Source organism: Streptomyces sp. NPDC018263, assembly GCF_055562575.1.
Genome location: NZ_JBVHFA010000002.1, coordinates 289211 through 316180 on the forward strand (window position 1 = coordinate 289211; position 26970 = coordinate 316180).

Sequence of the window (26970 nt, forward strand, 5' to 3'; positions counted from 1 at the left end):
CCACAGCAGACGTTCGCCAAAGGGGGCGGACGGGCGGGGCCGGGAGTGGTGCTCATCCCCGGCCCCGTCTGCTGTGTCCGGGCTCGCTGTGCCCGGGCTCAGATACGGCGGACCGTGTGCAGGGACGTGGCGTAGGTGCCGGTGCCGTCCAGGAGGGACGCGCCGCCCAGGTCGGACATGGTGGGGCCGTCGACCGTCTTCCGGCTGGACAGGAAGCGGCGCCTGCCGTCGGCGTCCGGGCCCAGATAGATCCCCACGTGGTCCACGGTGACCGTGGGGTGGTCGTCGCCGGAGTCGGCGTTGAACAGCACCAGGTCGCCGGGCTGGAGCAGCGCGGCGGCGGGGGGCTCGGTGCCGTTCGTCCGGTCGACGACGACACCGGGCGCGTAGTCGGCGATGTCACGCGACTTGCGCGGTATCCGGGTTCCCGAGGTGTCCGCGCCCGCGGCCAGCGGGACGCCCAGGTGGTAGCCGTACACCATCCGTGTGTAGCCCGAGCAGTCCAGATTGCCGGCCTGCTTGCTCGACGGTCCGGTGTAGGTGCCGTCGGGGAAGGTCCAGCCCACGTTCATGTACTCGTGGAAGTCGGCGCCCTCGTACCGGTAGCCCTGCGGGTCCAGGTAGCCGTAACCGGCCTCGCCCAGCACCTGCCTGTCCCGCGCGGGCCCGTCCCCGGCGGTGACCGCCGGGGCGCCGCCGAGGAACATCGCGGCGTACGCCAGCACGTCCGGCGCCGTCGACCCGGCCCAGTCGCGCACCGTGCGCTCCAGGTCGGCCGTCCAGGTGCCGTCGAAGGGCTGCGGCAGCACGCGCACCCAGTCGCCGTGGGTGACGGTCGGCGGGGTGTCCCAGTTCGCCGCGTCCACCTCGAAGCGGCTCACCTGGAGCCTGACCGGCAGGTTGGTACAGCCCTGGTTGGCCAGCGCGCGCAGGCCCACCCGGCCCGCGCCGAAGGTGGCGTCGGTGGTGTCCACCGCCCAGCCGGACGGTTCCGCCGTGCCCGTCCGCCATGCCTTGACCCTGATCCGGGCGCCCTCCCGGCGCACCCGGACCGTGAAGTCGGTGCCCGCCGGTACGCCGGTGGCGAGGGTGACGGCCGTGGCGAGCTGGGTGACCGTGTCGGCCACCTCCTTCTCGATGCGCAGTTCGACCGCGCCGCTGGTCAGGAAGGACAGCCGGGCCCGGTAGTTGTTGTGGGTGTCCTGGTATCCGAAGGAGAGGGCGTAGGAGCACGCCTGGCCGGTGGGCACCTTGTCGAAGCGTGCGGTCGCGCGCACGTCCACGTCGGTGATCCGGTCGTCCCGCAGCGTCGCGTGCCGGCTGGCGTAGTCCGTGGTCAGCGCGATGACACCGGTGCCGGGCAGCACCGAGTAGTCGGTGTCGGCCGGGCCCAGCGTGGACCAGCTCCCGCCGCCCGGAGAGGTCCCCCAGTACGAGCGGTCGGCGGCCGGGAGCGAGGTGTCCGGCAGGGTGCGCCCGAAGTCGTCCACGAAGGGCCGCTTGTTCTCGGCGAACGTTCTTCGCGGACCCGGCAGCAGCACGGTCCGCGCGCCCCGGGTGAGCAGGGCGACCCGTCTGCCGCCGCTGGTTATCTCGGTGCGCGAGGGAGTGCCGGGCAGCACGGTGGCGGTGAGCGGCGCGGCGAGGGTCACCCCGGAGAAGTAGGAGGCGTCCAGCGGCGGCAGGGTCACCGAGGAGCGGGCCGAGGTCAGCCCGGCCGGGGCGGGCAGCGGGTCCACGGGGGCGGGAAGGGCGTCGGCCCGCGCGGGGGCGGTGGCCAGGGCGCCCAGCGGAAGGGAGGCGGCGGTGACGGCGAAGGCGGCCAGCAGGCCGCGGCGCGAAGTGTGGATCATGCGAGGCATGATCCCGCACCCGGCCGCGCACACGACCGCGTCCGGTTCGGAACCGATCCGAACCGGACGCGGACGTATGCCTGGTGGGAGTTCTGGCCGGCATCACACCGTGCGGGCCGCCCCCGCGGGGTCCTAGGAGTGCGGCGGGTTGTCGCGGTGCTGCTGGGAGCCGAACTGGTCCCTCAGCTTCTCCTGAGCGGTGTCGACCTGGGACTGGTGCTTGTTGCCGGTCCGCTGGTCGAGGTAGTCGCCACCCCTGTCGATGCCCTTGTCGGCCATGTCTTCGTGGCCCTTGAGCATTCCCTTGATCTTGTCCATAAAGGACATGGCAGCCCTCCTGGTCGCTTGAGGCTTCCCCTCCCAGGGTCACCGGGCCGGCCCGGCTTCGCATCTTGAACGTCCGGCGGGCATCACGGCCGCTCTACAGTGGGCCTGTGGCACACAGCAGCGAACGCCCGGTGACCGTCTTCGACCTCGACAACACCCTCGCGGAGACCGCGCACCGGCAGCACTTCCTTCAGCGGCGCCCGCGCGACTGGGACGGCTTCTTCGCCGCCGCGTCCCTCGACCCGCCGCTCGCCGAAGGCGTGGCCATGGCCCGTACCGCCGCCCGCACCTGTGACGTCGTGTACCTCACCGGGCGTCCCGAGCGGTGCCGCCGGGACACCCTCGACTGGCTCGCCCTCCACCAACTCCCGGACGGCGAGCTGCACATGCGGCCGAACCAGGACCGCAGGCCCGCGCGGGCCACCAAGCTGGAGATCCTGCGCGGGCTCGCCCGGCGGCGTGAGGTGCTGGTCGTGGTGGACGACGACGAGCTGGTCTGCGACGCGGCCGAGCGGGCCGGCTTCGCCGTCGTACGGGCCCGCTGGGCCGAGTCCTCGGCCGCGCTGGAGCAGGCCCAGGAGCAGGAGGGCCGCACCTGAGCCGGCGGGTCCGGCCGGCAGCCCCAGGCGTCTCAGGCGTGTCAGATGAATCAGACGTGTCAGACGTCTTCCAGGCGGAAGCCCACCTTCAGGCACACCTGGTACTTCTCGATCCGCCCGTTCTCGATCTGCCCCCGGACCTGAGTGACCTCGAACCAGTCCAGGTTGCGCAGGGTCTGGTCGGCACGGCCGATGGCGTTGCGGATGGCCTGGTCGACACCGTCGTTGGAGGTGCCGACGATCTCGCTGACCCGGTAGGTGTGGTTCGACATGGGCGGGTGCTCCTCTTCGCCGTACGGCAGGATGACGGCGCCCGGCTGCCCCGACATGGCCGGTTCGTCGCGCCGTAATCCACCGTGCCGCATCCCCGCCCGGCGCGCGAGACAACGCCCGCCGGGCGGGGAGACGGCCGCCCCCGGACCGCCCTCGCTCAGCGCGCCACGCTGAGCGACAGCGCGAAGCGGTTCTCGGAGTCGGTCCACCAGTGGGTCAACTCCAGCCCCGCCTTCTCCAGTTCGGCGCCGACGCCCTCCCGGCGGAACTTCGCCGACACCTCGGTGCGCATCTCCTCACCGGCCGCGAAGTCCACGACCATGCCGAGCGCCGGGATCTTCACCGTCTGCGCGGTACGCGAGCGCAGCCGCATCTCGATCCACTCCCGCTCCGGGTCCCAGCGGGCCACATGGTCGAACGCGTCCGGGTCGAAGTCGGCGCCCAGCTCGCGGTCGATCACGCTCAGCACGTTCTTGTTGAAGGCGGCCGTCACCCCGGAGGCGTCGTCGTACGCCCGGATCAGCACCGCCTCGTCCTTCACCAGGTCGGTGCCGAGCAGCAGTCCGTCGCCCGGCGCCAGCATGGCCCGCACGGTGGCCAGGAAGTCGGACCGCTCGGCGGGCAGCAGGTTGCCGAGCGTGCCGCCCAGGAAGGCGACCAGCCGGGGTCCGGGAGTCTTCGGCAGTGTCATCGGCCGGGTGAAGTCCGCGATCAGCGCGTGCACCGCGAGGCCGGGCCGCTCCTCGGTGAGTGCCTGCCCGGCCCCCACCAGGGCGCTCTCGCTGACGTCGACCGGGACGTACGCCTCCAGCGAGGTCAGCGCGTGGATGAGATGCCGGGTCTTGCTGGACGACCCCGACCCCAGCTCGATCAGGGTGTGGGCGCCGCTGGCCGCGGCGATCTCGCCGGAGCGGTTCTGGAGGATCTCCCGCTCGGCACGGGTCGGGTAGTACTCGGGCAGCTCCGTGATCCGCTCGAACAGCTCGCTGCCGCGCGCGTCGTAGAACCACTTGGGCGGCAGGGTCTTGGGGTCGGTGGACAGGCCGTCGAGGACATCGGCGCGCAGCGCGGCGTCGGTGGCGTCCTCGGGGAGGGTGCGGGTCACGTGCAGGCTCACGTGCAGGGCTCCTTCGGTGGCACGGACACGAGGTCCTCGACGGGGTCGAGCCGCACCCCGGTACGGCTCGCGGTGACCACGGTGCGGTCGGGGACCTCCCGCCACAGCGGTTCGTCGTCGTACGGCTCGGAGGCGACGATCACGGCGTGTCCCGGCTCCACGCGGTACCAGAGGCTGTCGCCCCAGGCGGTCGCGGTGACGGTGTCGCCGTCGGTCAGCAGCAGGTTGAGACGGGAGGCGGGCGCGGCCTCGGCCAGTTGGCGGACCGTCGCGGCCAGGGCGTGCTCCGGCGCCTCGCCCGACCTGAGCCGGTGCAGGACCAGCGCCCAGACGAACGCCGAGTCGGTGCGCGCCTGGAGCGACAGCACGTCGACCGGGGGCAACAGCGAGACCAGCGGGGCGGCCGCGTCGGGCCAGCCGGCGACCGCCCCGTTGTGGCTGAACAGCCACCGCCCGGAGGCGAACGGCGCGGCCGCCGCCTCCGCGTCCGCCCCGGTCAGCGTGGCGTCGCGCACGGCGGCCAGCACCGCGCCCGAGCGCACCACACGGGCCAGGTCCAGCAGCGACTGGTCCGCCCAGATCGGCCCGGAGCGCCGGTAGCGGGCCGGCACCGGGTCGCCGTCCGCGTACCAGCCGACCCCGAAGCCGTCGGCGTTCACCGTGCCGTTGCGCTGGCGCCGGGGCGCCCAGGACTGCCGGTACAGGCTGTGCGGCGGGTCCAGCAGCAGGTCCTTGAGCGGCTGTTCGGGGCCCAGGTAGGCCAGGTGGCGGCACATCAGGCCGACTCCGAGCGGGCGGTGCGGAACCCGGCGAAGATCTGCCGCCGGATCGGGTAGTCCCAGTTGCGGAACGTACCCCGGCAGGCCACCGCGTCCACGGCGAACGAACCTCCGCGCATCACCTTGTAGTCCGGCCCGAAGAACACCTCCGAGTACTCCCGGTACGGGAACGCGGCGAACCCCGGATACGGTTCGAGGTCGCTCGACGTCCACTCCCAGACGTCCCCGATCAACTGCCGTACCCCGAGCGGCGATTCACCGGCCGGGTAGCTGCCGACGGGGGCGGGGGAGAGGTGCCGCTGGCCCAGGTTGGCGTGCTCGGGGCCGGGGTCGGCGTCGCCCCAGGGATAGCGGGTGGAGCGGCCGGAGACCGGGTCGTGCCGGGCCGCCTTCTCCCACTCCGCCTCGGTGGGCAGCCTGCGCCCGGCCCAGCGGGCGTACGCGTCCGCCTCGTACCAGCACACGTGCAGCACCGGCTCGTCGGGCGGGACGACCTCGGTGACCCCGAACCGGCGCCGCAGCCACTGGGTGCCCTCCCGGCGCCAGTACAGCGGCGCCTTGAGGGAGTTGCGGCGTACGTGCGCCCAGCCCTCCGGGGTCCACCAGCGCTCGGTGTCGTAGCCGCCGTCCGCGATGAACGCCTGGTAGGCCGCGTTCGTCACCGGCACCGTGTCGATCCAGTACGGCGCCACCTCCCGTGTGTGCGCCGGGCGTTCGTTGTCCAGCGCCCACGGTTCGGTGGAGGTGCCCATGGTGAACGGGCCGCCGGGGACCAGGACTTCGGCCGGACCGGTGTACGGCGGCACCGGCTCGTGGGCGGGCGCGGTCAGCGCGGCCGGGCCGGTGCGGAGCTGATGGGTGATCAGCATCGTCTCGTCGTGCTGCTGTTCGTGCTGGGCGATCATCCCGAAGGCGAACCCCGCTTCGGTGAGCCGGCCGCCGCCCTCGAAGTCGGCGCCCTCCAGCAGGTCCAGCGCCCGCCCCCGCACCTCGGCCGCGTACTTCCGCGCCTCCTCGGGCGGGAGCAGCGGCAGCGAGGGGCGTTCGGAGCGCGGGTGCTCGAAGGCGTCGTACAGCACGTCGATGTCGGGCCGCATCGCCTCCCGGCCGCCGACGTTGCGCAGCAGCCACAGCTCCTCCTGGTTGCCGATGTGCGCGAGGTCCCAGACCAGGGGCGACATCAGCGGGGAGTGCTGGGCGGTGAGGTCGGGGTCCTCGACGCAGCTCGTCAGCAGGGTGGTGCGGTCGCGGGCGGTGACCAGCGAGGCGAGCAGCCGCTCGCGCAGCGTCTCGGTGCCGGCCGTCGTCGTCCCGCTCTCCTGGGTGGTCATGAGCGGATGTCCTTCCTCGCGTCGGCGCGCGGGTCCGTGGCGCCGGCGCCGGCCGGCAGGTCGTCGGCCGGGCAGCGGCCCCGCAGGACGTAACGGTCCAGATACCCCGCCACCGCGTCCGACACCTCGGCGGTGGCACCGAGCCGGGGCAGCGCCGCCAGCGCCGCCGTGAAGCAGGCGGTGGCGGCCTCCCGCAGCCCCGGATCGGCGAGGCCGAGCCGGGCGGCGTCCGCCCACAGCGGGTTGTGCGGGGCGGGGCGGTCCAGCGCGCGTTCCGTCAGCGGCTTCACCGCCCGGTGCGCGGCCTCGGCGGCCTCCGGGTCGTCGAACAGGGCCGCCGTCACCGCGAGCGGCACGATCCAGCCGTCGTCGCCGGGCTGCGCGTCGATCATCCGCAGCTCCAGATGACCGCGCGGCCTGACCGGCGGGAACAGTGTGGTCAGGTGGTAGTCGAGATCCGCGCGGGTGGGCGGGCGCGGGGCCCGCATCCGGGTCCACTCGCGGAAGGTCAGCCCCTCCGGCACGTCCCAGGGGCCCTCGTCGCGGCGGACGCACATCACCGGGGAGTCCAGCACGTGCCGGGCCCAGTCGGCCCGAGGTTCGCCGTCGGTCGGGGGAGCCCCGGCCCGGCCGGGACCGATCTCCATCCAGTGGAGCTGCCGGGTGGAGCGCCAGCCGGTGGGCCGGCGTCCGGTCATCGGGGAGTTGGCGAACGCGGCCACCAGGACCGCGCCGAGCTGGTGCGCCAGCCACCAGCGCCGTTCGTAACCCAGCGGGCCCGGCTCCTCGTACCCGGCGTCCACGCAGACCTGCACGGAGGCCGAGGCGCACATCATGTGGCGGCCGGCCCGGCCGGTGCGGTCCAGGCACGCCTCCATGGCGTCGTAGCGGGGTTCGTGGAGGAAGCGGCGGGGCTCCTGCCAGGGGTCGTGGCCGACGCCGAGGAGGGCCAGGCCGTGCCCGGCGAGGACCTTGCGGACCGCCGTCAGGTCGGCGGAGACGGAATCGACGCACTCCGTCAGGGAGGCGGCGGGCAGCGAGCTGAGCTCCAACTGGCCGCCGGGCTCGACCGTGAGGGGCGAGTCCAGGGGGACGGTGCGCACGGCCGCGTGGGCCGCTTCGAGCCGTTCGGGCGGTACGGGGAGCCAGGGCCGCTCCGGGTCACGGACCAGCCACTCCACCTCCACCCCGAGGGTGCGGGGCGGGCCGGTCTTGAAGCAGATGCCGCGGACCAGGGCGTCCACCTCGGCCTCGGTGACCGCCGCGCGGTGCCGGGTGCAGTCGTGTTTCGTGCAGTGGTGCTCCGTACAGTCACCACTCGATGCGTCAGACATGTCGGGTTTCTCCTGGGATTCCAGCGTGCCGACGGAGCCCGGCCAGGGGTGTACCGGGCAGAGACGCATTCCACCCAAGACCCTCGCACCGAATCGCACAAGAGCGCCCAATGGGACGTCCGGGATCGTTCATCTCCGTCTCCTCGCGCGTTTCCTCCCGTACCGGGTGACCGGTTCCGGGCGCCTTCGCGGCACCCCACCAGCATTACCCCGGCGGCGCGTGGGGGCACGGCGGGGAGAGCGCCGGGCGGGGGCGGTTCGGGCAGCTCAGGAGGGCTCGCGGGGTCGGGGCGGGTCTGCTCCGACCGGGTGAGTGAGGGCGCCCTGCGCGGGCACGAAGAAGGCCCGCCCCGGCGGGGGCGGGCCTTCTTCGTGCGGTCAGGTCCAGCCGTAACGCTCGTAGAGCCGCCGCCGGACCAGGTTGAAGCGCATCCGGTCCAGCGCGCACGCCTCCCGGCGCATGCCGTCGTCGTGCAGCCGCAGCACCCGCTCCACGGACACCCAGGAGTCGCGGCCGGTGCGGTCCCAGGGGCCCTGGCCTATCGCCACCCACTCCCGCTCGCCGTCGTGCTCCTTGCTGGACAACTGGACGGCGAGGAAGGTGCCGGCGGCCTCCCTGGCCACGACCAGCACCGGGCGGTCCTTGCCCCGGCCGTCGTTCTCCTCGAACGGCACCCAGGTCCAGACGATCTCACCGGGATCGGGGTCGCCGTCACGCTCGGGCGTGTACTCGGTGGCGACCGGGCCGACCTGGCGCGGGTCGGCCTCGGTGGTGGCATGGGGGCCGAAGCGGCCGGGAACGTTCTCATCGCTGTACGTGCTCACGCCGTGCACCCTAATGGCCGCCCAACGGGCCCGTGGACCGCGGGGTTTACCCGTTGCCGTGGGCGAGCAGCCGCTCCAGCCAGCCGAGTTGGGCCGCGCGGGCCGCCCGGGAAAGGGCGGCCTCGGGCGCGAAGGCGTCGAAGCCGTGGAACCCGCCCGGCCAGACGTGGAGTTCGGCCACCCCGCCACTCCGCCAGATCCCGGAGGCGTACTCCACCACCTCGTCCCGGAACGTCTCCGCCGAGCCCACGTCGAGGAAGGCCGGGGGAAGTCCGGACAGGTCCGTGGCGCGGGCCGGGGCGGCGTACGGGGAGACGTCCGGGCCGCCCGCGTCCCCGCCCAGCAGGGCGTTCCAGCCGGTCTCGTTGGCGGTGCGGTCCCAGACCCCGGTGCCCGCCATCTGATGGCTGGAAGGGGTGTCGTTCCGGTCGTCCAGCATCGGATACCGGAGCAACTGGCCGAGCACGGGCGGGCCTTGGCGGTCCCGCAGCATCAGGGCGACGGCGGCCGCGAGACCGCCGCCCGCGCTGGCGCCCGCGAGGACGATCCGCTCCGGGTCGCCGCCCAGCTCCTTCGCGTGCTCCGCCGTCCACAGCAGCCCGGCGTACACGTCCCTTACCGGCGCCGGGTGCGGATGCTCGGGGGCGAGCCGGTACTCCACGGAGACGACCACCGCGCCGCCCAGGTCCAGCGCGAGGGACAGGGCCGCGTCCACGCCCGCGCGGTTGGTGCCGAGGATCATGCCGCCGCCGTGCACGTAGTAGATCACCGGCAGCCGGGCGCCGGGCGCGGTGCCGGCGGGGCGGCAGAGGTACAGGGAGACGTCCGGGGCGCCCGGCGGCCCCGGCACCTCGCGGTCCTCGACCTCGAAGGCGCCGTCCATGGTGAGGTCCAGCGAGCCGAACACCTCCATGGCGGCGTTCTCCCGCGCCGCCTCGATGCCGTCCGGGGTCAGGCCCGGCTCCATCTCGTCCTGGAGCGGTTCCAGGGCGGCGGCGAGTTCCGGGTCGAACGGAGGCGGGTCCATGGTCATGATCGTGCGCCTTCCCTCGCTCGCGGACGATTCACCCCTACAGGATCGGTGCGGGAGCGGTCCGGCGCGCCCCGGTCCACCGCTTGACTTCGAGAGCACTCCAATCCGTAGCGTTCCGGGTATGAGCACTCCTGCACAGCACAAGATCGGTTCGGGTTTCGGGGCGGACAGCACCGCCGACGAGGTCCTGCGGGGCATCGACCTCACGGGCAGGCTGGCGATCGTCACCGGCGGCTACTCGGGGCTCGGTCTGGAGACCACCCGCGCGCTGTCCAGGGCCGGCGCCCATGTCGTCGTCCCGGCCCGGCGCCCCGACGCGGCCCGGGAGGCGCTGGCCGGGATCGACAACGTCGAGGTGGACGAGCTGGACCTCGGCGACCTGGACAGCGTGCGCGCCTTCGCCGAGCGGTTCCTCGCGTCCGGGCGCTCCATCGACTTCCTCATCGGCAACGCCGGGATCATGGCCTGCCCCGAGACGCGGGTCGGGCCCGGCTGGGAGACGCAGTTCGCCACCAACCACCTCGGCCACTACGCCCTCGCCAACCGGCTCTGGCCGGCGCTCGCGTCCGGTGACGGAGCCCGTGTCGTCTCGGTGTCCTCGCGCGGCCACCACTTCTCGCCGATCCGCTGGGACGACGTCCAGTGGACCGAGGGCTACGACAAGTGGCAGGCGTACGGCCAGGCCAAGACGGCCAACGCGCTGTTCGCCCTCCAGCTCGACACGCTGGGCCGGGACGCCGGTGTCCGGGCCTTCTCCCTCCACCCCGGCGGCATCATGACCCCGCTCCAGCGGCACCTGCCCAAGGAGGAGATGGTCGAGCGCGGCTGGATCGACGAGCAGGGCAACCCGCTGAACCCGGCCGGTTTCAAGACCCCGGAGCAGGGCGCCGCCACCCAGGTCTGGGCCGCGACCTCGCCCCGGCTCGACGGCCTCGGCGGGCTGTACCTGGAGGACTGCGACATCGCCGAGCCCGCCCCCGAGGACGGCACCTGGGCCGGCGTCAAGGACTGGGCCACCGACCCGGAGCAGGCGGCCCGGCTGTGGACGCTGTCGGCGGAGCTGACGGGTGTGGACGCGTTCGCGAAGTAGAGCCGCCGCGCACGCGCCGAGGGCCGGGGTCCAGTGGACTCCGGCCCTCGGGCGTACGGAAGGTCAGGCGGCGACGACGTCGCCCACGGTGCCGTGCAGGCGGGTGACGACCTCGGTGAGCTGGCCGGCGACCTCGGCGTCGTCGGACGGGTGGGTCTCGGCGAAGCGGGTCACGGAGCCGGGGATGGAGAGCTTGATGTCCTCGATCACCTTGCCGCCCGCGATGCCCACGGCCTTGCGGGTGTCGTCCTGCGCCCACACGCCACCGTACTGGCCGAAGGCGGTGCCGATGACGGCGACGGGCTTGCCGCCGAAGGCGCCGGCGCCGTACGGGCGGGACAGCCAGTCGATGGCGTTCTTCAGCACGGCCGGCATCGTGCCGTTGTACTCGGGGGAGAAGACGAGGAACGCGTCGGCGGCCTGGGCGGCGGCACGCAGCTCGGCGGCGGCGGCCGGGACCTGACCCTCGATGTCGGTGTCCTCGTTGTAGAACGGCACGTCGGCCAGACCCTCGTAGATCACGACCTCGGCGCCCTCGGGGGCGAGCTTGGCGGCCGCCTCGGCGAGCTGGCGGTTGTGCGAACCGGCGCGGAGGCTGCCGACGAGCGCGAGGATGCGAACGGACATGAGGTACTCCAAGGGATGGTGAAACACGCTGGAAACTATCCGGACCGGGGTCCGTTTAATTTTCTACCACCATAACCGGACCGGGGTCCAGTTTTGTTCCCCATGCTTTACGCTGACTTCATGTCCAGCGCTCTGCCGCCCTGCCCGCCGCCTCAGGAGCCCGTCGACACACCCCCTCTGCTGGAGGTCGGCACCGGCCCCGACGAGCCCTGCCTGCGCGCCGACGCCGCCCGCAACCGGGCCCGGCTGCTGGAGGCCGCCGCCCGGCTGATCGCCGAGCACGGGGTGGCCGGGGTGACCATGGAGGCCGTCGCCAGTGCGGCCCAGGTCGGCAAGGGCACCGTCTTCCGCCGCTTCGGCGACCGCACCGGACTCCTCACCGCCCTGCTGGACCACTCCTCCGCCCGGCTCCAGGCCGACTTCCTCGCCGGCCCGCCCCCGCTGGGCCCCGGCGCACCCCCGCGCGAGCGGCTGCATGCCTTCGGGGTCGCGGTGCTGCACCTGTGCGCCGACCAGCTCGACCTGCAACTGGCCGCGCTGCCCGAGCCCACCCGGCGCCACCTGCACCCCTCCCACCAGGCCATGCGCGCCCACGTCCTGGTCCTGCTGCGCCAACTGCTGCCCGGCGGGGACTGCGAACTCCTCGCCCCGGTCCTGCTGGCCTACCTCGACCCCGCCCTCATCCACCACCTGACCCGCCAGCTCGGCATGCCGATGGCGCGGGTGGAGGCGGGCTGGCGCGACCTGGTCGACCGGCTCACCGCTCCTCGGCCCACGGCTGACGCCCCCCGAACATCGCCGCCAGCCGCTCCGGCGCGTCCGGCCGGAACAGCGTCCCGCCCATGAGCTTCGAGTCCGCGGCCGAGCGCTCCGCGCGCGGGAACATCCGCCCCTCGTAGGCGGCCAGCGCGGCCTCGGTGTCGGCGGGGTGGGCGAGGAGGGCGCGGGCCAGGTCGGCGCCGTCGATCAGGGCCAGGTTGGCGCCCTCTCCGGCGAACGGTGACATCAGATGGGCCGCGTCGCCGAGGAGGGTGACCCCCGGGGTGCGCGGCCAGCGATGGCCGACCGGGAGGGCGTGGATGCGGCGGGGCACCAGGGGGGCGTCGGCGTCCGCGACCAGCGCGCGCAGGTTCTCCGCCCAGCCGTCGAACTCCTTGAGGACGGCCTGCTTGGAGGCCTCCGCGTCGGTGAAGTCGATGCCGTCCAGCCACTCCTCCGGGGCCTCGACGGCGGCGTAGACATGCAGGCTGCCGTCCGGTTCGCTGTGGGCGAGGAAGCCGTGGCCGGCGCCGAGGGCGAACAGCATGCCGCCGCCCACGACTTCGGCGCTGACCGGATGCCGGGTGTCGGCCGACAGCAGGTCCGCCTCGACGAAGGACATCCCGGTGTAGGCGGGGACCGCGTCCGACAGCAGGGGGCGTACCCGTGACCAGGCGCCGTCCGCGCCGATGAGCAGGTCGGTGGTGAAGGCGGTGCCGTCGGCGAGCGTCACCTCGTGCCGGCCGCCGTCCAGCGCACGTGCGCCGGTCGCCTTGGCGCCCCAGCGGATCAGCCCCTCGGGCAGCGACTCCAGCAGCAGCGCGCGCAGTTCGCCCCGGTCGATCTCGGGGCGCCCGCCCGTGCCGTCGTCCGCCTGCGACCAGTGCACCCCGGCGTGCCGGTCCAGGACGCGGGTGGCCTGGCCGCCCGCGTGGACCCGGGCGAGGAACGCCTCGTGCAGCCCGGCCGCGCGCAGCGCCTCCTGCCCGGTGTCGTCGTGGATGTCGAGCATCCCGCCCTGTGTGCGCGCCTCGGCCGAGGCGTCGAGGTCGAACACCGCCGCCTCGACGCCGTGCGCGTACAGCACCCGCGCGAGCGTGAGCCCGCCGAGTCCCGCGCCGATCACGGCTATCGGGTGATGGGGGGTGGTTCCGGTCATGGAGGTCTCCTGATGGCTCATTCCGGTACGGCGGTCCGCTCGATGCCGTTGATCAAGGTCTGGAAGGCCCACGAGAGCCGGTTCTCGGGGGTGCCCGAGAGCAGCACGTCGGCGCTGCCCGCGATGTGCGGGTGGGTCCGCTCCGGTACCTCGCGCAGGGCGCCGACCAGGTCGCGCCAGTCGTCCGCCGGTTCCTCGCCGGCGTGCTCGGCGGCGGTCGCGGTGGCGTGCTGGAGCAGCAGGTCGACACCCCACGCGGCCCGTTCGCGCGCCACCCCGCCCTCGGCGAGCAGTCCGAGCAGGGTCTCGATCAGGTTTAGGTAGTGCGGCCCGCTCGGCCGTGCGGTCAGCGCGGAGCGCGCCAGCTCGGGGTGGGCCAGCAGCATCGCCGTACAGGACGTGAGCACCTGCTCCAGGCGCTCCCGCCAGGTGCCCTCGGCGGGGACGGGCGGGAGGGTGCCGAGCAGTTCGTCCAGCACGGCCGCGTGCAGCTCATGGGTGTTGCGGACGTAGACGTAGAGCGAGGCGGGGCCGGTGTCGAGTTCCTGCGCCAGCCGCCGCATGGTGACCTTGCGCAGCCCCTCGGCACGCAGGATCGCCAGCGCGGCGGTCACGATGCCCTCGCGGGTGAGGGCGGGCTTGGCGGGACGCTCGCGACGGGAGCCGGGGGGAGGCGGTGTCATGGCTCGACAGTAACGAACATGTTCGCTCCGAACAAGTTCGTGACGAACATGTTCGTAGGCATCACGTTTTCGTCCGGTCCTGTACGACCTCGCCCCGCCCGGAGCCGCCCCGGCCGCCTCTGCCAGGATGCGCCGTGTCATGGTGCAGATACCGAACACGCCCACGAGCGCCGACGTGGCCCGCCTGGCGGGCGTCTCGCGCGCGACCGTGTCCTACGTCCTCAACGACACCGACGCCGTACGGATCAGCGAGCCCACCCGCCGCCGCGTCCACGCCGCGGCCCGCGAACTCGGGTACGTGCCCCACGCCGCCGCCCGCACCCTGCGCGCCGGACACAGCCGGATGGTGCTGATGCCCGCCCCGGCCGTCCCGGTGGGCCCCCTCTACCACCGCTTCCTCGGCGAACTCCAGGCCGCCCTCGGCCGGCTCGACTACACCGTCGTCCAGCACGGCGCCGTCGGCCAGGGCGACGAAGCCGCCCGCGCCTGGGCCGAGTTACGCCCCGTCGCCGTCCTCGCCCCCGGCTCCGGGCTCGGCCCGCACGGGGTCGCGGTGCTCAAGCGGGCCGGTGCCCGCGCGGTGGTGACCCTCGGTCCCGCGCGCGTCGAGGGCGCGCACGCCCTGCTGATGGACCACACGGTCGTCGGCCACCGCGCCGCCGCCCACCTGTACGACCGGGGGCGCCGACGCATCGGCGTGATCCTCCCCGAAGAACCCGGCCTGGAGTTCTTCTCCCACCCCCGCCTCACCGGCGTCCGCCGCGCCCTCACCGGCACCGACGCGACCGTGACCGGGCTGCCCCTCGGATACACGGAACGGGCGGCCGGTGAACTGGCCGCCCGTCTGCCCGAGTTGGACCTCGATGCCGTCTTCGCCCACAACGACGAGTACGCGATGCTCCTGATGCGCGCCCTGGACGACGCCGGGCTGCGCGTCCCGGAGGACATCGCCGTGGTCGGCGCCGACGACCTGATGCTCGGCCGCCTGCTACGACCCCGGCTCAGCACCGTCCGCCTGGAACTGCCCTCCGGCCGCGAACTCGCCGAACTGGTCGACCACGCCGTACGTCATCCCGGCGCCGGACCCGAGGTCCGCACCGTGCTGGACGCCACGCTGGTCCACCGGGAGTCGAGCTGACTCACTCCCCGCCGGGCTGCTGACCCTGGCCCTGGCTCTCCTGGGCCGCGATGTCCTTGCGGACCTCGTCCATGTCCAGCTTGCGGGCCTGGTCGATGACGTCCGTGAGCGCGGGCTCGGGCAGCGCGCCCGGCTGCGCGAAGATGGCCACCTGATCGCGGACGATCATCAGCGTCGGGATGGACTGGATGCCGAACGCCTGTGCCAGCTCGGGCTGGGCCTCGGTGTCGACCTTGGCGAACACCAGGTCGGGGTTCTCCTTGGCCGCCTTCTCGTACACCGGCGCGAACTGCTTGCACGGTCCGCACCAGTCGGCCCAGAAGTCGATGAGGACGAACTCGTTGTCCGCCACCGTCTGGTCGAAGTTCTCCTTGGTCAGCTCCACGGTGCCGCTCATGGTGTGATCCCTCTTCCTGGTGTGGAGGCAGTGCCACCGGCGGAAACATGTCCGCCAGGGCGCCTATTCCGGGCCGTCGTGCCCCGCCTTCCCTGCATCGGTCCCCTACAGCTTCCCCTCATGGAAACCTTTCGGCATTCCCGCGCCCCGGATCATGTGGCCACCGAGGCGCCCACCCACCACACTGGCCGCATGACGGAAACGGAAACCATCGCGTACGACGTCGTGGTGCTCGGGGCCGGGCCCGTGGGGGAGAACGCCGCCGACCGCGCCCACGCGGCCGGGCTCAGCACCGCGATCGTGGAGAGCGAGCTGGTGGGCGGCGAGTGCTCGTACTGGGCCTGCATGCCCAGCAAGGCGCTGCTCAGGCCGGTCATCGCCCAGGCCGACGCCCGCCGCCTCCCCGGCCTCGCCCCCGCCAACCAGGGCCCGCTCGACGCCGGGGCGGTGCTCGCGCGCCGGAACGACTTCGCCTCGCACTGGAAGGACGCCGGCCAGGTCCAGTGGCTGGACGGCGCCGGGATCGCGCTGTACCGGGGTCACGGCCGCCTCGCCGGACCCCGCACGGTGACGGTCACCGCCGAGGACGGCACGGTCACCACGCTCACCGCCCGGCAGGCGGTCGTCGTCGCCACCGGCACCCGCGCCCAGCTCCCGGACCTGCCCGGACTCGACGAAGTACGGCCCTGGACCAGCCGGGAGGCCACCAGCGCGCAGACGGTGCCGGGCCGGCTGATCGTGGTCGGCGGCGGTGTCGTCGCCACCGAGATGGCCACCGCCTGGCAGGCGCTCGGCTCGCGGGTCACCCTGCTGGTGCGGGGCAAGGGCCTGCTCAGCCGGATGGAGCCGTTCGCCGGGGAGCTGGTCGGGCAGGGGCTCACCGAGGCGGGCGTGGACGTGCGCACCGGCACCTCGGTCGAGTCCGTCAGCCGCGAGAACGGCACCGTCGTGGCCGTCACCGGCGACGGCGCGCACATCGAGGCCGACGAGATCCTGTTCGCCACCGGCCGCGCCCCGCAGACCGACGACATCGGCCTGGACACCGTCGGCCTCGAACCCGGCTCCTGGCTGGAAGTGGACGACACCCTCCAGGTCCCCGGCACCGACTGGCTGTACGCGGTCGGCGACGTCAACCACCGGGCACTCCTCACGCATCAGGGCAAGTACCAGGCGCGTATCGCCGGATCGGTCATCGCGGCCCGTGCGTCGGGCACCCCGCTCGACAAGGCGCCGTGGGGCGCCGACGTGGCCACCGCCGACCACTACGCCGTACCCCAGGTCGTCTTCACCGACCCCGAGGCCGCCGCCGTCGGGCTCTCCCTCGCGGAGGCCGAGCAGGCCGGGCACCGGGTCCGCGCGGTCGACGTCGATTTCGGCTCGGTCGCAGGGGCGAGCCTGTACGGCGACGGCTACAAGGGGCGGGCCCGCATGGTGGTCGACCTGGACGAGGAGATCCTGCGCGGGGTCACCTTCGTCGGGCCGGGCGTCGGGGAACTCCTCCAGTCGGCGACCGTCGCCGTCGCCGGTCAGGTGCCGCTGGACCGGCTGTGGCACGTGGTGCCGCCCTTCCCGACGCTCAGCGAGGTGTGGCTGCGGCTGCTGGAGGCTTACCGGGACAACTGAGCTCCGGCTCAGGGAAGTTCGAAGCCCTGGCTCAGGGGAGTTCGAAGCCCAGTGCCTCGGCCGCGGTCTTGGGTGAGGGCTGCGCCCAGCGGGCTGCCACCGCCTCGTTGGTCGACAGCGAGCGGAGTTCGGCGCGGTCGAGGTAGAGGGTGCCGTTCAGGTGGTCCGTCTCGTGCTGCACGATCCGGGCGGGCCATCCGGCGACCACCTCGTCCAGCTCCCGCCCGGTCACATCCTGCCCGCGCAGCCGCACCCGTGCGGGCCGGGTCACCACGGCCTGCCAGCCGGGCACGCTCAGGCAGCCCTCGAAGAACGACGCGGTGTCGTCCCCCTCCGGCTCGTACGACGGGTTGACCAGCACCCGGAAGGGCTGGGGCACCCGGCCCCGCACCACCGCGATCTCCTCCGGCACCGGTGCCGGGTCCTCGATCACGGCGACCCGCAGCCCCACCCCGACCTGCGGCGCGGCGAGACCGACGCCGGGAGCGGCGTGCATGGTGTCGCGCAGAGCCTCCACGAAGCGGGCCAGCAGCTCGGGGGCGAGCTGGCCGTCGTACGGCTCGGCCGGGTGGCGCAGTACCGGGTGGCCGGCCGCGACGATGGGCAACGGGCCGCCCGCCGCGAGGAGTTCGGCCACCCGCTCGGCGACGGGAGGGTGATCACTGACAGGTGTCATCGCGCCAGGATGTCACGCCGGCCCGCACGGAAGAGGGGCGCGCCGCACAGGCGGCCGGTGCGAAACCGGCCGTTCACACGACGCGCCCTGGGTTCAGTCCTGCGGGAAGTCACCCGCGAGGGCGGCGGCGATCCGCAGGTGCGGCGCGGCCTCCTCGTGGCGGGACTGGCGCTCCAGCGTGCGGCCCAGCATCAGCCGGGCGTAGTGCTCCACCGGGTCCCGCTCCACGATGATCCGCAGCTCCGCCTCGGCACGGCCGAGCTGGGCGGAGTGGTAGTAAGCGCGGGCCAGCAGCAGCCGGGGCGCGGTCTGCTCCGGGACCTCCTCGACCAGCCCGGTGAGCACACGGGCGGCGTTCGTGTACTCCTTGGCGTCGAAGAACATCCCCGCCCGCTCCCAGCGCTCGGCGGCGGTGCCGTGGTCGTAGTACGTGATGTCCACTGAGACCTCCTTCGGCGGGTACAGCGCCTGTCGGTTGTTGAATATTCCACTGTTGAATATTCCATCAAAGCTAGGGGTGTCGCCGGAGGGGGCCGCAGAGGCAAGATCGTCGGTGTCCCGCTCGTCCACCGGACCCGGAAGGAACGTACGAGATCATGCGCGTCATCGTGGCCCACGGCCCGCTGGAGGCGATCGGATGACCGGCGCCGAGGCCCCCGTACTGGTGCACACCATCGGCCGGGCCGCCCATCTCACGCTGAACCGGCCGAAGGCGCTCAACGCGCTGAACCACGACATGGTCCGGCTCGTCGACGAAGCGCTCACCGAGTGGGAGCGGGACCCGACCGTGAAGACGGTGGTCGTCACCGGGGCGGGGGAGCGGGGCCTGTGCGCGGGCGGCGACATCCGCGCCGTCCACGACGACGCCCGCGACGGTGACGGCACCGCCTCGGCGGAGTTCTGGCGGGACGAGTACCGGCTCAACGCCCGGATCGCCCGCTACCCCAAGCCGTACGTGGCCGTCATGGACGGCATCGTGATGGGCGGCGGTGTCGGCATCTCCGCGCACGGCAGCGTCCGGATCGTCACCGAGCGGTCCCGGATCGCCATGCCCGAGACCGGTATCGGCTTCGTCCCGGACGTGGGCGGCACCTACCTCCTGTCCCGGACGCCGGGCGAACTCGGCACCCACCTCGCGCTCACCGGCGCGCAGATCGGGGCGGGGGACGCGGTGCTGTGCGGGCTCGCCGACCATTACGTACCGTCCGCCGCGGTCCCGGATCTCGTGGCCGGCCTCGACGCGCTCGACGTGGCGGAGGCGCTCGCCCGGCACGGGCGCCCGGCCCCGCAGGGCGAGCTTGCGGACCAGCGGGAGTGGATCGACTCCTGCTACGCCGCCGACACCGTCGAGGAGATCATCGTCCGGCTGCGCGAGCACGGCTCGCCCGAGGCGAAGGCGGCCGCCGACACCCTGCTGACCAGGTCACCCACCGCGCTGAAGGTCACCCTGGCCGCGCTCCGCCGCGCCCGTCGGCTCGGGTCCCTGGAGGCGGTCCTCGACCAGGAGTACCGCGTCTCCTGCGCGGCGCTGTCCACCCCCGACCTGGTCGAGGGCGTCCGGGCCCAGATCATCGACAAGGACCGCTCGCCGCGCTGGTCGCCCGCGACTCTCGCGGAGGTCACCGGCGTGGAGCGGTTCTTCGCCCCGCTGGGCGAGCGGGAACTCGGACTGGGGGGCGCCTCTCACTCCGGGTGAGCCACCCCCTCGGCGGGGTCAGCGCGCGTGGACCGACTCCACGCGGAAGAGGCGGGGCTGGACGTGGGTGGCGATGGTGGCCGCCTTGTCCATGTGCACCCTGGCCTCGGGGTCGGCCAGCATGGCTCGGTAGTGCTCCTCGGTCTCCCACTGGGCGTAGTTGACGACGCTCTCGCCGTCCAGGGAGGCGTGGAAGTTGGCGCAGATGAAGCCGGGCTGGTGCTTCATCGTCTCCTCGGTGGCGCGGGAGAGGAGGTCGATCAGTTCGACCTGGCGGTCCGGGGCGACGGTGAACACGTTGATGAGCGTGGCCACCGGGCGCGTGGTGTCGATGTGTGCGGTGAGGGTCATGCCGGAAGGCTCCCCGGTGCAGCGGACCCGGGTCGCTCACGCCCCACCGGATTCGCCCGTTCTCCGTACACTTCCCGCATGGCATGCCGCATCAGTGAGCTGGTCATCGACGCCGCCGACCCCGAGCGGCTCGCCGCGTTCTGGAGCGGCGTACTGGGTTACGTGGAGCTCGGCCGCGAGGACGACGGCAGCATCGAGATCGGGCCGCCCGGCGCCGGCTTCGGCGGCCCGCAGCCCACCCTCGTCCTCAGTCCCACCACCGACCCCCGCCCCGCCAAGCTCCGCCTGCACATCGACGTCAGCCCCACCGACCGCGACCAGGCCGCCGAACTCGCCCGCCTCCTCGCCCTCGGCGCCCGCCCGGCCGACATCGGCCAGACCGGCGAGGAGAACTGGCACGTCCTGCTCGACCCGGAGAACAACGAGTTCTGCCTTCTGCGCAGGCGCCTGAACCCGGCGTAGCCCGCGCCACCGCGGCCGGACGGACGCGGGACTCGCGCTGCCGGAGCGGGCTACTGGGTCTGTTCCACGCGGTCCTCCGTCGACTCCCGTTCCTGCGGAGACCGTTCCTCGTGGGACAGCTTGCTCGGCCACCACACGGCCGGGCCGATGTCGCGGACCAGGGCGGGGACGAGGAGGGAGCGGACCACGAGGGTGTCGAGGAGGACGCCGAAGGCGACGATGAAGGCGATCTGGACGAGGAACGCCAGGGGGATGACGATCAGGGCGGCGAAGGTCGCGGCGAGGACGACGCCGGCCGAGGTGATGACGCCGCCCGTGGCGATCAGGCCGCGCAGGATGCCCTCGCGGGTACCGTGGCGGACGGTCTCCTCGCGGACGCGGGACATCAGGAAGATGTTGTAGTCCACGCCGAGCGCGACCAGGAAGACGAACCCGTACAGCGGCACCGACGCGTCCGTGCCGGAGAAGCCGAAGCCGTGACGGAAGACCAGGCCCGCGATGCCCAGCGTGGCCAGGTAGTTGAGGGCGACCGTCGCCACCAGCAGCACCGGCAGCAGCAGGCTGCGCAGCAGCGCGATCAGGATCACCAGGATGATCAGCAGGACGACCGGGACGATCAGGTTCCGGTCGTGCTCGGCGGTGCGCTCGGTGTCGTACCGCTGGGCGCTGTAACCGCCCACCAGCGAGCCGGGATCGAGCGCGTGCAGCCGGTCACGCAGCCGCTCCACGGTCGCCTTCGCCGCGTCGCTGTCGGGCGCGTCGGTCAGGGTCGCGTCGATGCGTACCCGCCCGTCCACCACCCGAGGGGCGCCGCCCGGCCTGCCCGTCTCGCTCAGCGGGGCGGCCGAGGCGACGCCGGGCGTCTTCGCCGCAGCCGTGGTCACCTCCGCGCCCTTGGCCGCGTCCGCGATGACGACCACCGGCTGGCCGGAGCCGCCGGGGAAGTGCCGGCCGAGCGTCTGCTGCGCGGAGACGGACGGGGCGTCGTTGACGAAGAGTTCGTCCAGCGGGACACCCTTCGACTTGAGCGCCGGGAAGAACGCGGCGCCCACGACGAGCACGACACACGTCGCCGCCCACACCTTCCGGGGACTGCTGTCGACCCGGTGCGCCACCCGGCGCCACAGGCCGTGGCCGCCCGACTCCGCGTCCGCGGGGCGTGGCTCGGCCGGCCAGAACGCGGCGTGGCCCAGCAGGGCGAGCACCGCGGGCAGGAAGGTGAGCGTCGACAGCACCGCGCACCCGATGCCGATCGCACCCACCGGGCCCAGCGCCCGATTGTTCGTCAGGTCGCTGAGCAGCAGCGCCAGCAGCCCGAGCGCGACGGTGGCCGCGCTGGCGGTGATCGCGCCGAACGAGTTGCGCAGCGCGCCCCAGGCCGCCTCCGCCCGCCGGCCGCTCCTCGCCAGCTCCTCGCGGAAGCGGGCGGTGAGCAGCAGGGCGTAGTCGGTGGCCGCGCCGATCACCAGGATCGACAGGATGCCCTGCACCTGCCCGTCCACCCGTACGACGCCGTGGCCGGCGAGGACGTACACGATCGCGCAGGCGATGCCGAGCGCGAACACCGAGCTGAGGATGACGACGAACGGCAGCAGCACACTGCGGTACACCAGCAGCAGGATGACCAGCACCGCCGCCAGCGCCACACCCAGAAGGACGCCGTCGATACCGCCGAACGCGTGCGTGAGGTCGGCCTGTGTGGCCGCCGGACCGGCGACCTGCGCGCGCGTGCCGTCGACGCCCGCCGCCGTGCGCTCGACCCGGTCCACCACATCGGTGACCCGCTCACCCAGCTCGGGGCCGAGCGGGACGACACCGTCCAGCGCGGCCCCGTCCCCGGACGGCAGCGCGGGTGACGGCCGGCCCACCACACCATCGGTACCGGCGAGCGACGCCAGCGCGCGGGTGGCCGCCTCGCGCTGGGCCGGGGTGATCCTTCCGCCGTCCTTCCCGGTCCACACCACCACGGCCGGCAGCGTCTCCTGCCGGTCGAACGTCTTCTGGAGGGCGACGGCCTTGGTGGACTCCGCGCTGCGCGGCAGGAACGCGGTCTGGTCGTTGGTCGACACCTCGCCCAGCTTGCCCGCGTAGGAGCCGAAGGCCCCGCCGAGACCGAGCCAGACGAGCACGAGGACGAGGGGGACCAGCAGGCGGACCGGTCGGCGTACGGGGTTCATGCGCTCCCCAGGGAGGAGTGGGCGGATGCCGGGCAAGGTGGCTCAACCGTAAAGTATCTCAATGATCGAGGTAACTGGAGATCATATCCTGGGGACATGCAGCCCGAACGCCCGCAGGAGCGTCCTCCCAGCGACCTCCAGGGGTACGCCGTCCTCCTGCGCACCCTGAACAGCGAGATGAACCGCATCGCCCACGCGTTCGCCCACGCGCACGGCCTCCACGCCACGGACGTCCACGCGCTCGCCGCGATCATGGACGCCTCGGCTCTGGACGGCGAGCCGATGACCCCTTCCCGGCTGCGCGAGCGCCTGAACCTCACCTCGGGCGCCGTGTCGGCGTGTCTGGACCGCCTGGAACGCGCCGGTCACATCACCCGCGCCCGCGACACCGCCGACCGCCGGGTGGTCCATCTGCACTACAACCCCGGCGCCCGCACCCTCGCCCGCCAGTACTTCAGCCCCCTCGCCCGCGGCACGGAGGCGGCCCGCGGCCGCTTCACCCCGGAACAGCTCGACACGGTCGCGGAGTTCCTCGGCGCCCTGAACCGCGAACTCGCCGCGGAACGCTGAGATCGGGCCTCCCCCCCGGGGGAACGAGTGACGGGGCGTCCCTGACGCCGCCCGTGGAGTACGGCGAGCCCGACGGCACCGTCCCCCGGCTGCGGACCGAGTCCCGTGCGGGCGGCGGCCGGACCGACCTCGGCCGGCCCGTCGCCGACCTGCCGGGCGGCGACTGCGCGAACGCGTCGGTCCGGCCGCGCAGGGTGGGCTGACGCGGTGTCCGTCAGCGGCCGGGGAGCGGCCCCATCGGGCCGGGCGCGTGCGAACCGGCGCCGGGCAGACCGGTGCCCGGTGGCATCACCCGTGCCAGGTCGCGGTGTATGCGGTCGGCTTCGCCCCGCACCTCGGCGGGGACGTCACCGCGCTCGGCGACGAGACGGCTGAAGATGGGGGTGTCGGTGAACATGACGGAGGCTGCTCTTTCCAGTGGGTCGCCGGGTGGTGGGAGGGAGCGACGGGACGGGTGACGGTCACCTGCCGTGGCCGGACCGTCAGCGGGCCCAAAGACGGCGGCGCCGAGGAACGCCCGGCCAGGAACGGGCACACGACACCTTAAGGGGCGGTACCGGCAACGCGCGCCGAGGGGACCCGAGTCCAACTGGTCAGCTTAGATGATCATGCCTTCGTTATTCGAGGGTAGACGCGGCCGACGAGTCCGAAAGTCGTCGAATACGGAGTAGTCGTGCCGACACCGCACCTTTCCCCGCAGCCCAGCGCGTCCGGAGCCGTGCATCTGGCCGCGTCCTGGCCGGACTGGCTGGAGGCGCATACCACGGCACTGGTCGAGGTCCCCCTGCGCATCGTCCTGATCATCGTCGTCCTGGCGGTGATCCGGTGGGTGGCCAAGCGCGCCATCACCCGCGTCGTCCAGCACATCCTGCAACCCTCCGGCGACGAGCACGAGTCCCGCCCGCCGCGCCGCACCGGACGCGGGGCCGCCGTCCTGCTGCGTGACCGCTCCCGCTCCTCCCAGCGCCGCGAACAGCGCGCCCGCACCATCGGCTCGGTGCTCAGCAGCGGCGTCACCATAGTCCTGGCCCTGCTGGGTACGGCCATGATCCTCGACCAGGTCGGCATCGCCCTCGGCCCGCTGCTGGCCAGTGCCGGAGTGGTCGGCCTCGCCATCGGGTTCGGCGCGCAGAGCCTGGTCGCCGACTACCTCTCCGGCCTGCTCATCATGGTCGAGGACCAGTACGGCGTCGGTGACACCGTCGACCTCGGCGAGGCCGTCGGCGAGGTCGAGCACATCGGCCTGCGCCTCACCCACGTCCGCGACCTCAACGGCGGCCTGTGGCACATCCGCAACGGCGAGGTCCTCCGCGTCCGCAACGACAGCCAGGACTGGGCCCGCGCCGTCCTGGACGTCGCCGTCGCCTACGACGCCAACCTCGACACCGTCTACCAGGTGCTGGAGGACGCCGGCCGCAGCCTGCGCCAGGACCCGGCCTTCTCCGCCGTACTGCTGGAGGACCCCGGCGTGTGGGGTGTGCAGTCGCTGGACGCGGACGGTGTCGTCGTCCGCCTCGCGGTGAAGACGGTCCCGCTCCAGCAGTGGGGCGTCACCCGCGAGCTGCGCCGCCGGGTGAAGGAGGCGCTGGACGCGGCCGACATCGACATCCCGTTCCCGCAGCGCACCATCTGGCTGCGCAACGAGGACCCGGAGACGACGCGGCTCGCCGCCCGCTGAACCCTCCGCGCACGACGAGGGGCCCGGCCTTGGGAAGGCCGGGCCTCTCGTCATGTCATGCGGTGTGTGCGCGGTGCGCCTACCAGCGGTACCAGCGGCCACGACGGCCACCGCTGCCCGCCGGGCGGACGAAGAAGCCGACCAGCCACACGACCAGGACGATCACCGCTATCCACCACAGCGCCTTCAGGGCGAAGCCCGCGCCGAAGAGGATGAGAGCCAGCAGAAGAACCAGAAGCAAAGGAACCATTGTCATAACCTCCTGACCGTCGATTGCCCCTGACCAGCGAATACACGCACACAACTGCCAAGTTATCCACTCGACTTGAAGGGCATGTGGACGTGTTGCCGTGCAGGCCGTCCCGGCGGCGGTGCTCCGTTCGGTGCAGCGCGGGGGGCGGAGGAGGCTGACAGGGCCGGTGAGGAGGGATTCTCCGCGTGCGCGGGGGTAACCGCCCTGCATGAACATCGCTGCTGAATTCCTCGCCGCCTCCAGCAAGAGCGCGCTCTGGCTCCTGGTCGTGGGCGTGATCGTCGCCGTGATCCTGCTGGGCGGATTCCTGCTGGGCAGCCGACGGGCACGCGCGCGCCGCATGTCCACGCAGTCGCCCGGCGCCGACGCCCGCCGGGGCCCGCAGGACCAGTCGGGCGTCGGCTGGCAGACCCCGGAGGACAACCCGGAGAACCACTCCCACCGGCGCCACTGACGGCTCACCCGGTGTGCTGTCGCTCCAGTTCCCGCTTGAGGTTGGCCAGCGTCCTGCGGATGTTGCGGGCCTGGAAGTCGGGGAAGGTGCTGCCCGAGGTGACGACCCGGTCGAAGACGCCGGCCACGAAGTCGGGCCAGGTGCGGCGGTCGTCGGTCCAGATCTCGGTGACGCGCGTGCCGTCGCCCTCCGGCTCGAAGCGGTACTCCCAGGTGGCGATCGGGCCGCGCAGGCGCGGGCGGCCGACGCCGATGGCGTGCACCCGGAAGGCGAAGCGGCGGCCCGGCTCGGCGGCCGTGACCGTGCACCGGGTCACCCAGCGGAAGCGTCCGCGCTTGTTCCGGCCGACGAAGCTGGTGCCCACCTGGGCCGGGCCCGCCGCCGAGCCGGGGGCGGTGCCCAGGTTCTCCGGGCTCCAGCGGCCCATGTCACCGGGGTCGCTCACCGCCCGGTAGGCGGCGTCCGGCGAGACGTCGATGACGATGCTGTCGCTCACACTCAACACACGGGCCACTGCGCTGCCTCCTACCGCGGACATGAAGCTACTGCCGGGTAGGAATCATGGCACGGTCCCCCGGACCGGTCAGTCCCCGACGGCCGCCAGCGCGGCCGCGACCCGGTCGCACACCTCCGGCGGGGTCGAGGCGTGCGGGGAGAACCTCAGCGAGTCCGCGCGCACCGTGGGTGTCACACCTTCGGCGTGCAGCGCCTTCGCCACCAGCGCCGGGTCGCGGTCCGGCACCGTGAAGGACAGGATGCCCGCGCGCCGGGCCGGGTCGGCGGGGGAGAGGACATGGCCGCCGGACGCCCGGACGACCTCGGCGAGTTCGCCGACCCGCTCCGCGACGGCCGCCTCGATCGCGCCCACGGTGTGCCGCTCGACGAGGTCCAGCGCGGCCGCGAACGCGGCTGCCGTCACCGGGCTCAGGTTGGTGATGGACCAGCGGCCCGCGTCCGCGGCGGGCGGGTGCTCAGCGCCGTCGAAGTGACCGGCCTCCGCCACGCCCGTCCAGCCGGTGAGCACCGGTTCCAGGGTCTCCAGCGCACGGTCGGACAGGGTCGCGAAGCCCGTCGCCCACCCGGCGCGCAGCCACTTCTGGCCGCCGGCCACCACCACGTCCGCCGCGTCCCACGGCAGCCCGGCCGCGCCGAACGCCTGGATGGCGTCCACGACCAGCAGCCGGTCCGGCCCGATCGCCTCCCGCAGCCCGGCCAGATCCGCCCGGAACCCGGTACGGAAGTCCACCGCGCTCACCGACAGCGCCACGACGTCCTCGGTCAGCGCGGACCGCACCAGCTCCGGGGTCACCCCGCCACCCGGTTCCGGGTCGAGCCAGCGGGGCGTGACCCGGCCGAGCCCCGCGGTGCGGCGCCACGGGTAGTGGTTGGCGGGAAAGTCGGTGCGGGGCACGAGGACCGTGCCCTCCCGGAGGCCGAGCGCGGCGTGGAAGAGGCCGGTGGACGCGTTCGGCAGCAGCACGGTGTGCCGGGCGTCGGTCCCCGCGAGGCGCGCCGCGGTGTCCCGCGCGGCCGCTTCCGCCCGCATCAGGCCGTCCACCGTGGTGTGGTCGGCGCGGGCGGACTCCGCCAGGGCCCGCGCGGTGGCCTCCACGGCGTCCCGCGACGGCGGCCCGAACCGCGCGAAGTCGAGATACCCGGCCGGCGTGTCGAAGTGAGCTGCGTACGAAGTGAGCACGGGCCCATCC

At 73.2% G+C, this 26970-nt stretch carries 32 protein-coding genes; 11 read left to right on the forward strand and 21 right to left on the reverse strand.

All coding sequences use genetic code 11. The annotated features are described in order from the left end of the window. Nucleotides 1-98: 98 nt before the first annotated feature. Entirely contained in the window at nt 99-1853 is a 1755-nt protein-coding gene (locus ACZ3HQ_RS06205; protein WP_467508481.1) for an NlpC/P60 family protein, read from the reverse strand. 132 nt (nt 1854-1985) lie between these two features. Further along, entirely contained in the window at nt 1986-2180 is a 195-nt protein-coding gene (locus ACZ3HQ_RS06210) for an antitoxin (RefSeq protein WP_086694295.1), read from the reverse strand. Between the two features lie 107 nt (nt 2181-2287). Here ACZ3HQ_RS06210 and ACZ3HQ_RS06215 point away from each other — a divergent pair, with 107 nt between their 5' ends. Continuing rightward, nucleotides 2288-2779, forward strand: a complete 492-nt coding sequence (locus ACZ3HQ_RS06215; RefSeq protein WP_467508483.1) for a phosphatase domain-containing protein — start codon at nt 2288-2290, stop codon at nt 2777-2779. A 59-nt stretch (nt 2780-2838) separates the two neighbouring features. Here the strand turns inward: ACZ3HQ_RS06215 and ACZ3HQ_RS06220 are convergent, their stop codons facing one another. From ACZ3HQ_RS06220 to ACZ3HQ_RS06250, 7 genes are all read right to left on the reverse strand, one after another. After that, the gene (locus ACZ3HQ_RS06220) at nt 2839-3051 is read right to left on the reverse strand and encodes a dodecin (protein ID WP_030817079.1); all 213 of its coding nucleotides are present in this window, start codon (nt 3049-3051) and stop codon (nt 2839-2841) included. Nucleotides 3052-3209: 158 nt separating this feature from the next. Beyond that, a complete protein-coding gene (gene egtD, locus ACZ3HQ_RS06225) occupies nt 3210-4169 on the reverse strand; it encodes an L-histidine N(alpha)-methyltransferase (protein ID WP_467508485.1) in 960 nt (319 codons plus the stop codon). Next, nucleotides 4166-4945 carry an ergothioneine biosynthesis protein EgtC gene (egtC, locus tag ACZ3HQ_RS06230; protein ID WP_467508486.1) on the reverse strand — a complete coding sequence of 260 codons (780 nt, stop codon included), beginning with the start codon at nt 4943-4945 and terminating at the stop codon, nt 4166-4168. The genes egtD and egtC overlap by 4 nt, the downstream gene beginning before the upstream one ends. Further along, a complete protein-coding gene (gene egtB, locus ACZ3HQ_RS06235) occupies nt 4945-6279 on the reverse strand; it encodes an ergothioneine biosynthesis protein EgtB (protein ID WP_467508488.1) in 1335 nt (444 codons plus the stop codon). The genes egtC and egtB overlap by 1 nt, the downstream gene beginning before the upstream one ends. After that, on the reverse strand, nt 6276-7613 hold the full coding sequence (egtA, locus tag ACZ3HQ_RS06240) for an ergothioneine biosynthesis glutamate--cysteine ligase EgtA (protein WP_467508490.1): 1338 nt from the start codon (nt 7611-7613) through the stop codon (nt 6276-6278). Before egtA ends, egtB begins: the two co-directional genes overlap by 4 nt. Before the next feature lie 378 nt (nt 7614-7991). Further along, entirely contained in the window at nt 7992-8438 is a 447-nt protein-coding gene (locus ACZ3HQ_RS06245; protein ID WP_467508492.1) for a type II toxin-antitoxin system PemK/MazF family toxin, read from the reverse strand. A 46-nt stretch (nt 8439-8484) separates the two neighbouring features. Further along, nucleotides 8485-9471, reverse strand: a complete 987-nt coding sequence (locus tag ACZ3HQ_RS06250; RefSeq protein ID WP_467508494.1) for an alpha/beta hydrolase — start codon at nt 9469-9471, stop codon at nt 8485-8487. A 121-nt stretch (nt 9472-9592) separates the two neighbouring features. On the opposite strand from ACZ3HQ_RS06250, the gene ACZ3HQ_RS06255 reads away from it, so the two are divergent. Continuing rightward, the gene (locus ACZ3HQ_RS06255; protein WP_467508496.1) at nt 9593-10561 is read left to right on the forward strand and encodes an SDR family NAD(P)-dependent oxidoreductase; all 969 of its coding nucleotides are present in this window, start codon (nt 9593-9595) and stop codon (nt 10559-10561) included. A gap of 63 nt (nt 10562-10624) precedes the next feature. On the opposite strand, the gene ACZ3HQ_RS06260 is transcribed toward ACZ3HQ_RS06255, so the two are convergent. Beyond that, nucleotides 10625-11188, reverse strand: a complete 564-nt coding sequence (locus ACZ3HQ_RS06260; RefSeq protein ID WP_031182146.1) for an NAD(P)H-dependent oxidoreductase — start codon at nt 11186-11188, stop codon at nt 10625-10627. Between the two features lie 102 nt (nt 11189-11290). On the opposite strand from ACZ3HQ_RS06260, the gene ACZ3HQ_RS06265 reads away from it, so the two are divergent. Next, a complete protein-coding gene (locus ACZ3HQ_RS06265; protein WP_467508498.1) occupies nt 11291-12034 on the forward strand; it encodes a TetR/AcrR family transcriptional regulator in 744 nt (247 codons plus the stop codon). Here ACZ3HQ_RS06265 and ACZ3HQ_RS06270 read toward each other — a convergent pair. Together ACZ3HQ_RS06270 and ACZ3HQ_RS06275 are read right to left on the reverse strand one after the other, a co-directional pair. Further along, the gene (locus ACZ3HQ_RS06270) at nt 11946-13106 is read right to left on the reverse strand and encodes an FAD-dependent oxidoreductase (protein WP_467508500.1); all 1161 of its coding nucleotides are present in this window, start codon (nt 13104-13106) and stop codon (nt 11946-11948) included. The two genes, ACZ3HQ_RS06265 and ACZ3HQ_RS06270, sit on opposite strands and share 89 nt — an antisense overlap. 17 nt (nt 13107-13123) lie before the next feature. Beyond that, nucleotides 13124-13789 carry a TetR/AcrR family transcriptional regulator gene (locus ACZ3HQ_RS06275; protein WP_467508501.1) on the reverse strand — a complete coding sequence of 222 codons (666 nt, stop codon included), beginning with the start codon at nt 13787-13789 and terminating at the stop codon, nt 13124-13126. A gap of 139 nt (nt 13790-13928) precedes the next feature. On the opposite strand from ACZ3HQ_RS06275, the gene ACZ3HQ_RS06280 reads away from it, so the two are divergent. Continuing rightward, entirely contained in the window at nt 13929-14927 is a 999-nt protein-coding gene (locus tag ACZ3HQ_RS06280) for a LacI family DNA-binding transcriptional regulator (protein WP_467508503.1), read from the forward strand. A gap of 1 nt (nt 14928) precedes the next feature. Here the strand turns inward: ACZ3HQ_RS06280 and trxA are convergent, their stop codons facing one another. Next, the gene (gene trxA, locus ACZ3HQ_RS06285) at nt 14929-15324 is read right to left on the reverse strand and encodes a thioredoxin (protein WP_467508505.1); all 396 of its coding nucleotides are present in this window, start codon (nt 15322-15324) and stop codon (nt 14929-14931) included. A gap of 192 nt (nt 15325-15516) precedes the next feature. Here trxA and ACZ3HQ_RS06290 point away from each other — a divergent pair, with 192 nt between their 5' ends. Further along, on the forward strand, nt 15517-16947 hold the full coding sequence (locus ACZ3HQ_RS06290) for a dihydrolipoyl dehydrogenase family protein (RefSeq protein ID WP_467508507.1): 1431 nt from the start codon (nt 15517-15519) through the stop codon (nt 16945-16947). Nucleotides 16948-16978: 31 nt separating this feature from the next. On the opposite strand, the gene ACZ3HQ_RS06295 is transcribed toward ACZ3HQ_RS06290, so the two are convergent. Both ACZ3HQ_RS06295 and ACZ3HQ_RS06300 read right to left on the reverse strand, forming a co-directional pair. Then, nucleotides 16979-17623, reverse strand: a complete 645-nt coding sequence (locus tag ACZ3HQ_RS06295) for a peptide deformylase (protein ID WP_467508508.1) — start codon at nt 17621-17623, stop codon at nt 16979-16981. 93 nt (nt 17624-17716) lie between these two features. Then, a complete protein-coding gene (locus ACZ3HQ_RS06300) occupies nt 17717-18064 on the reverse strand; it encodes a tetratricopeptide repeat protein (RefSeq protein WP_467508510.1) in 348 nt (115 codons plus the stop codon). 196 nt (nt 18065-18260) lie between these two features. On the opposite strand from ACZ3HQ_RS06300, the gene ACZ3HQ_RS06305 reads away from it, so the two are divergent. Next, nucleotides 18261-19319 carry an enoyl-CoA hydratase/isomerase family protein gene (locus ACZ3HQ_RS06305; protein WP_467508512.1) on the forward strand — a complete coding sequence of 353 codons (1059 nt, stop codon included), beginning with the start codon at nt 18261-18263 and terminating at the stop codon, nt 19317-19319. Between the two features lie 18 nt (nt 19320-19337). On the opposite strand, the gene ACZ3HQ_RS06310 is transcribed toward ACZ3HQ_RS06305, so the two are convergent. Further along, nucleotides 19338-19670 carry an antibiotic biosynthesis monooxygenase family protein gene (locus ACZ3HQ_RS06310; protein WP_467508514.1) on the reverse strand — a complete coding sequence of 111 codons (333 nt, stop codon included), beginning with the start codon at nt 19668-19670 and terminating at the stop codon, nt 19338-19340. Nucleotides 19671-19748: 78 nt separating this feature from the next. Here ACZ3HQ_RS06310 and ACZ3HQ_RS06315 point away from each other — a divergent pair, with 78 nt between their 5' ends. After that, entirely contained in the window at nt 19749-20132 is a 384-nt protein-coding gene (locus ACZ3HQ_RS06315) for a VOC family protein (protein WP_467508516.1), read from the forward strand. Nucleotides 20133-20182: 50 nt separating this feature from the next. On the opposite strand, the gene ACZ3HQ_RS06320 is transcribed toward ACZ3HQ_RS06315, so the two are convergent. Next, a complete protein-coding gene (locus ACZ3HQ_RS06320; RefSeq protein WP_467508518.1) occupies nt 20183-22309 on the reverse strand; it encodes an MMPL family transporter in 2127 nt (708 codons plus the stop codon). Between the two features lie 96 nt (nt 22310-22405). Here ACZ3HQ_RS06320 and ACZ3HQ_RS06325 point away from each other — a divergent pair, with 96 nt between their 5' ends. Continuing rightward, a complete protein-coding gene (locus ACZ3HQ_RS06325) occupies nt 22406-22879 on the forward strand; it encodes a MarR family winged helix-turn-helix transcriptional regulator (RefSeq protein WP_467508520.1) in 474 nt (157 codons plus the stop codon). Nucleotides 22880-22932: 53 nt separating this feature from the next. Beyond that, entirely contained in the window at nt 22933-23082 is a 150-nt protein-coding gene (locus tag ACZ3HQ_RS06330) for a hypothetical protein (protein WP_467508522.1), read from the forward strand. A gap of 11 nt (nt 23083-23093) precedes the next feature. On the opposite strand, the gene ACZ3HQ_RS06335 is transcribed toward ACZ3HQ_RS06330, so the two are convergent. Further along, on the reverse strand, nt 23094-23276 hold the full coding sequence (locus ACZ3HQ_RS06335) for a hypothetical protein (RefSeq protein WP_467508524.1): 183 nt from the start codon (nt 23274-23276) through the stop codon (nt 23094-23096). A 276-nt stretch (nt 23277-23552) separates the two neighbouring features. On the opposite strand from ACZ3HQ_RS06335, the gene ACZ3HQ_RS06340 reads away from it, so the two are divergent. Next, nucleotides 23553-24557 (forward strand): mechanosensitive ion channel family protein, encoded by a 1005-nt coding sequence (locus tag ACZ3HQ_RS06340; protein WP_467508526.1) that lies wholly within the window; start codon nt 23553-23555, stop codon nt 24555-24557. Between the two features lie 79 nt (nt 24558-24636). On the opposite strand, the gene ACZ3HQ_RS06345 is transcribed toward ACZ3HQ_RS06340, so the two are convergent. Then, nucleotides 24637-24807, reverse strand: coding sequence for a DUF5670 family protein (locus ACZ3HQ_RS06345; protein WP_030805655.1), 171 nt, complete (start codon nt 24805-24807; stop codon nt 24637-24639). Nucleotides 24808-25018: 211 nt separating this feature from the next. On the opposite strand from ACZ3HQ_RS06345, the gene ACZ3HQ_RS06350 reads away from it, so the two are divergent. Next, on the forward strand, nt 25019-25264 hold the full coding sequence (locus tag ACZ3HQ_RS06350; protein ID WP_467508528.1) for a DUF6479 family protein: 246 nt from the start codon (nt 25019-25021) through the stop codon (nt 25262-25264). Between the two features lie 4 nt (nt 25265-25268). Here ACZ3HQ_RS06350 and ACZ3HQ_RS06355 read toward each other — a convergent pair whose 3' ends face one another. Together ACZ3HQ_RS06355 and ACZ3HQ_RS06360 are read right to left on the reverse strand one after the other, a co-directional pair. Next, complete coding sequence (locus ACZ3HQ_RS06355) at nt 25269-25778, reverse strand: SRPBCC family protein (RefSeq protein WP_467508530.1); 510 nt, start codon at nt 25776-25778, stop codon at nt 25269-25271. Between the two features lie 69 nt (nt 25779-25847). Continuing rightward, nucleotides 25848-26960, reverse strand: coding sequence for an aminotransferase class V-fold PLP-dependent enzyme (locus ACZ3HQ_RS06360; protein WP_467508532.1), 1113 nt, complete (start codon nt 26958-26960; stop codon nt 25848-25850). Nucleotides 26961-26970: the final 10 nt, after the last annotated feature.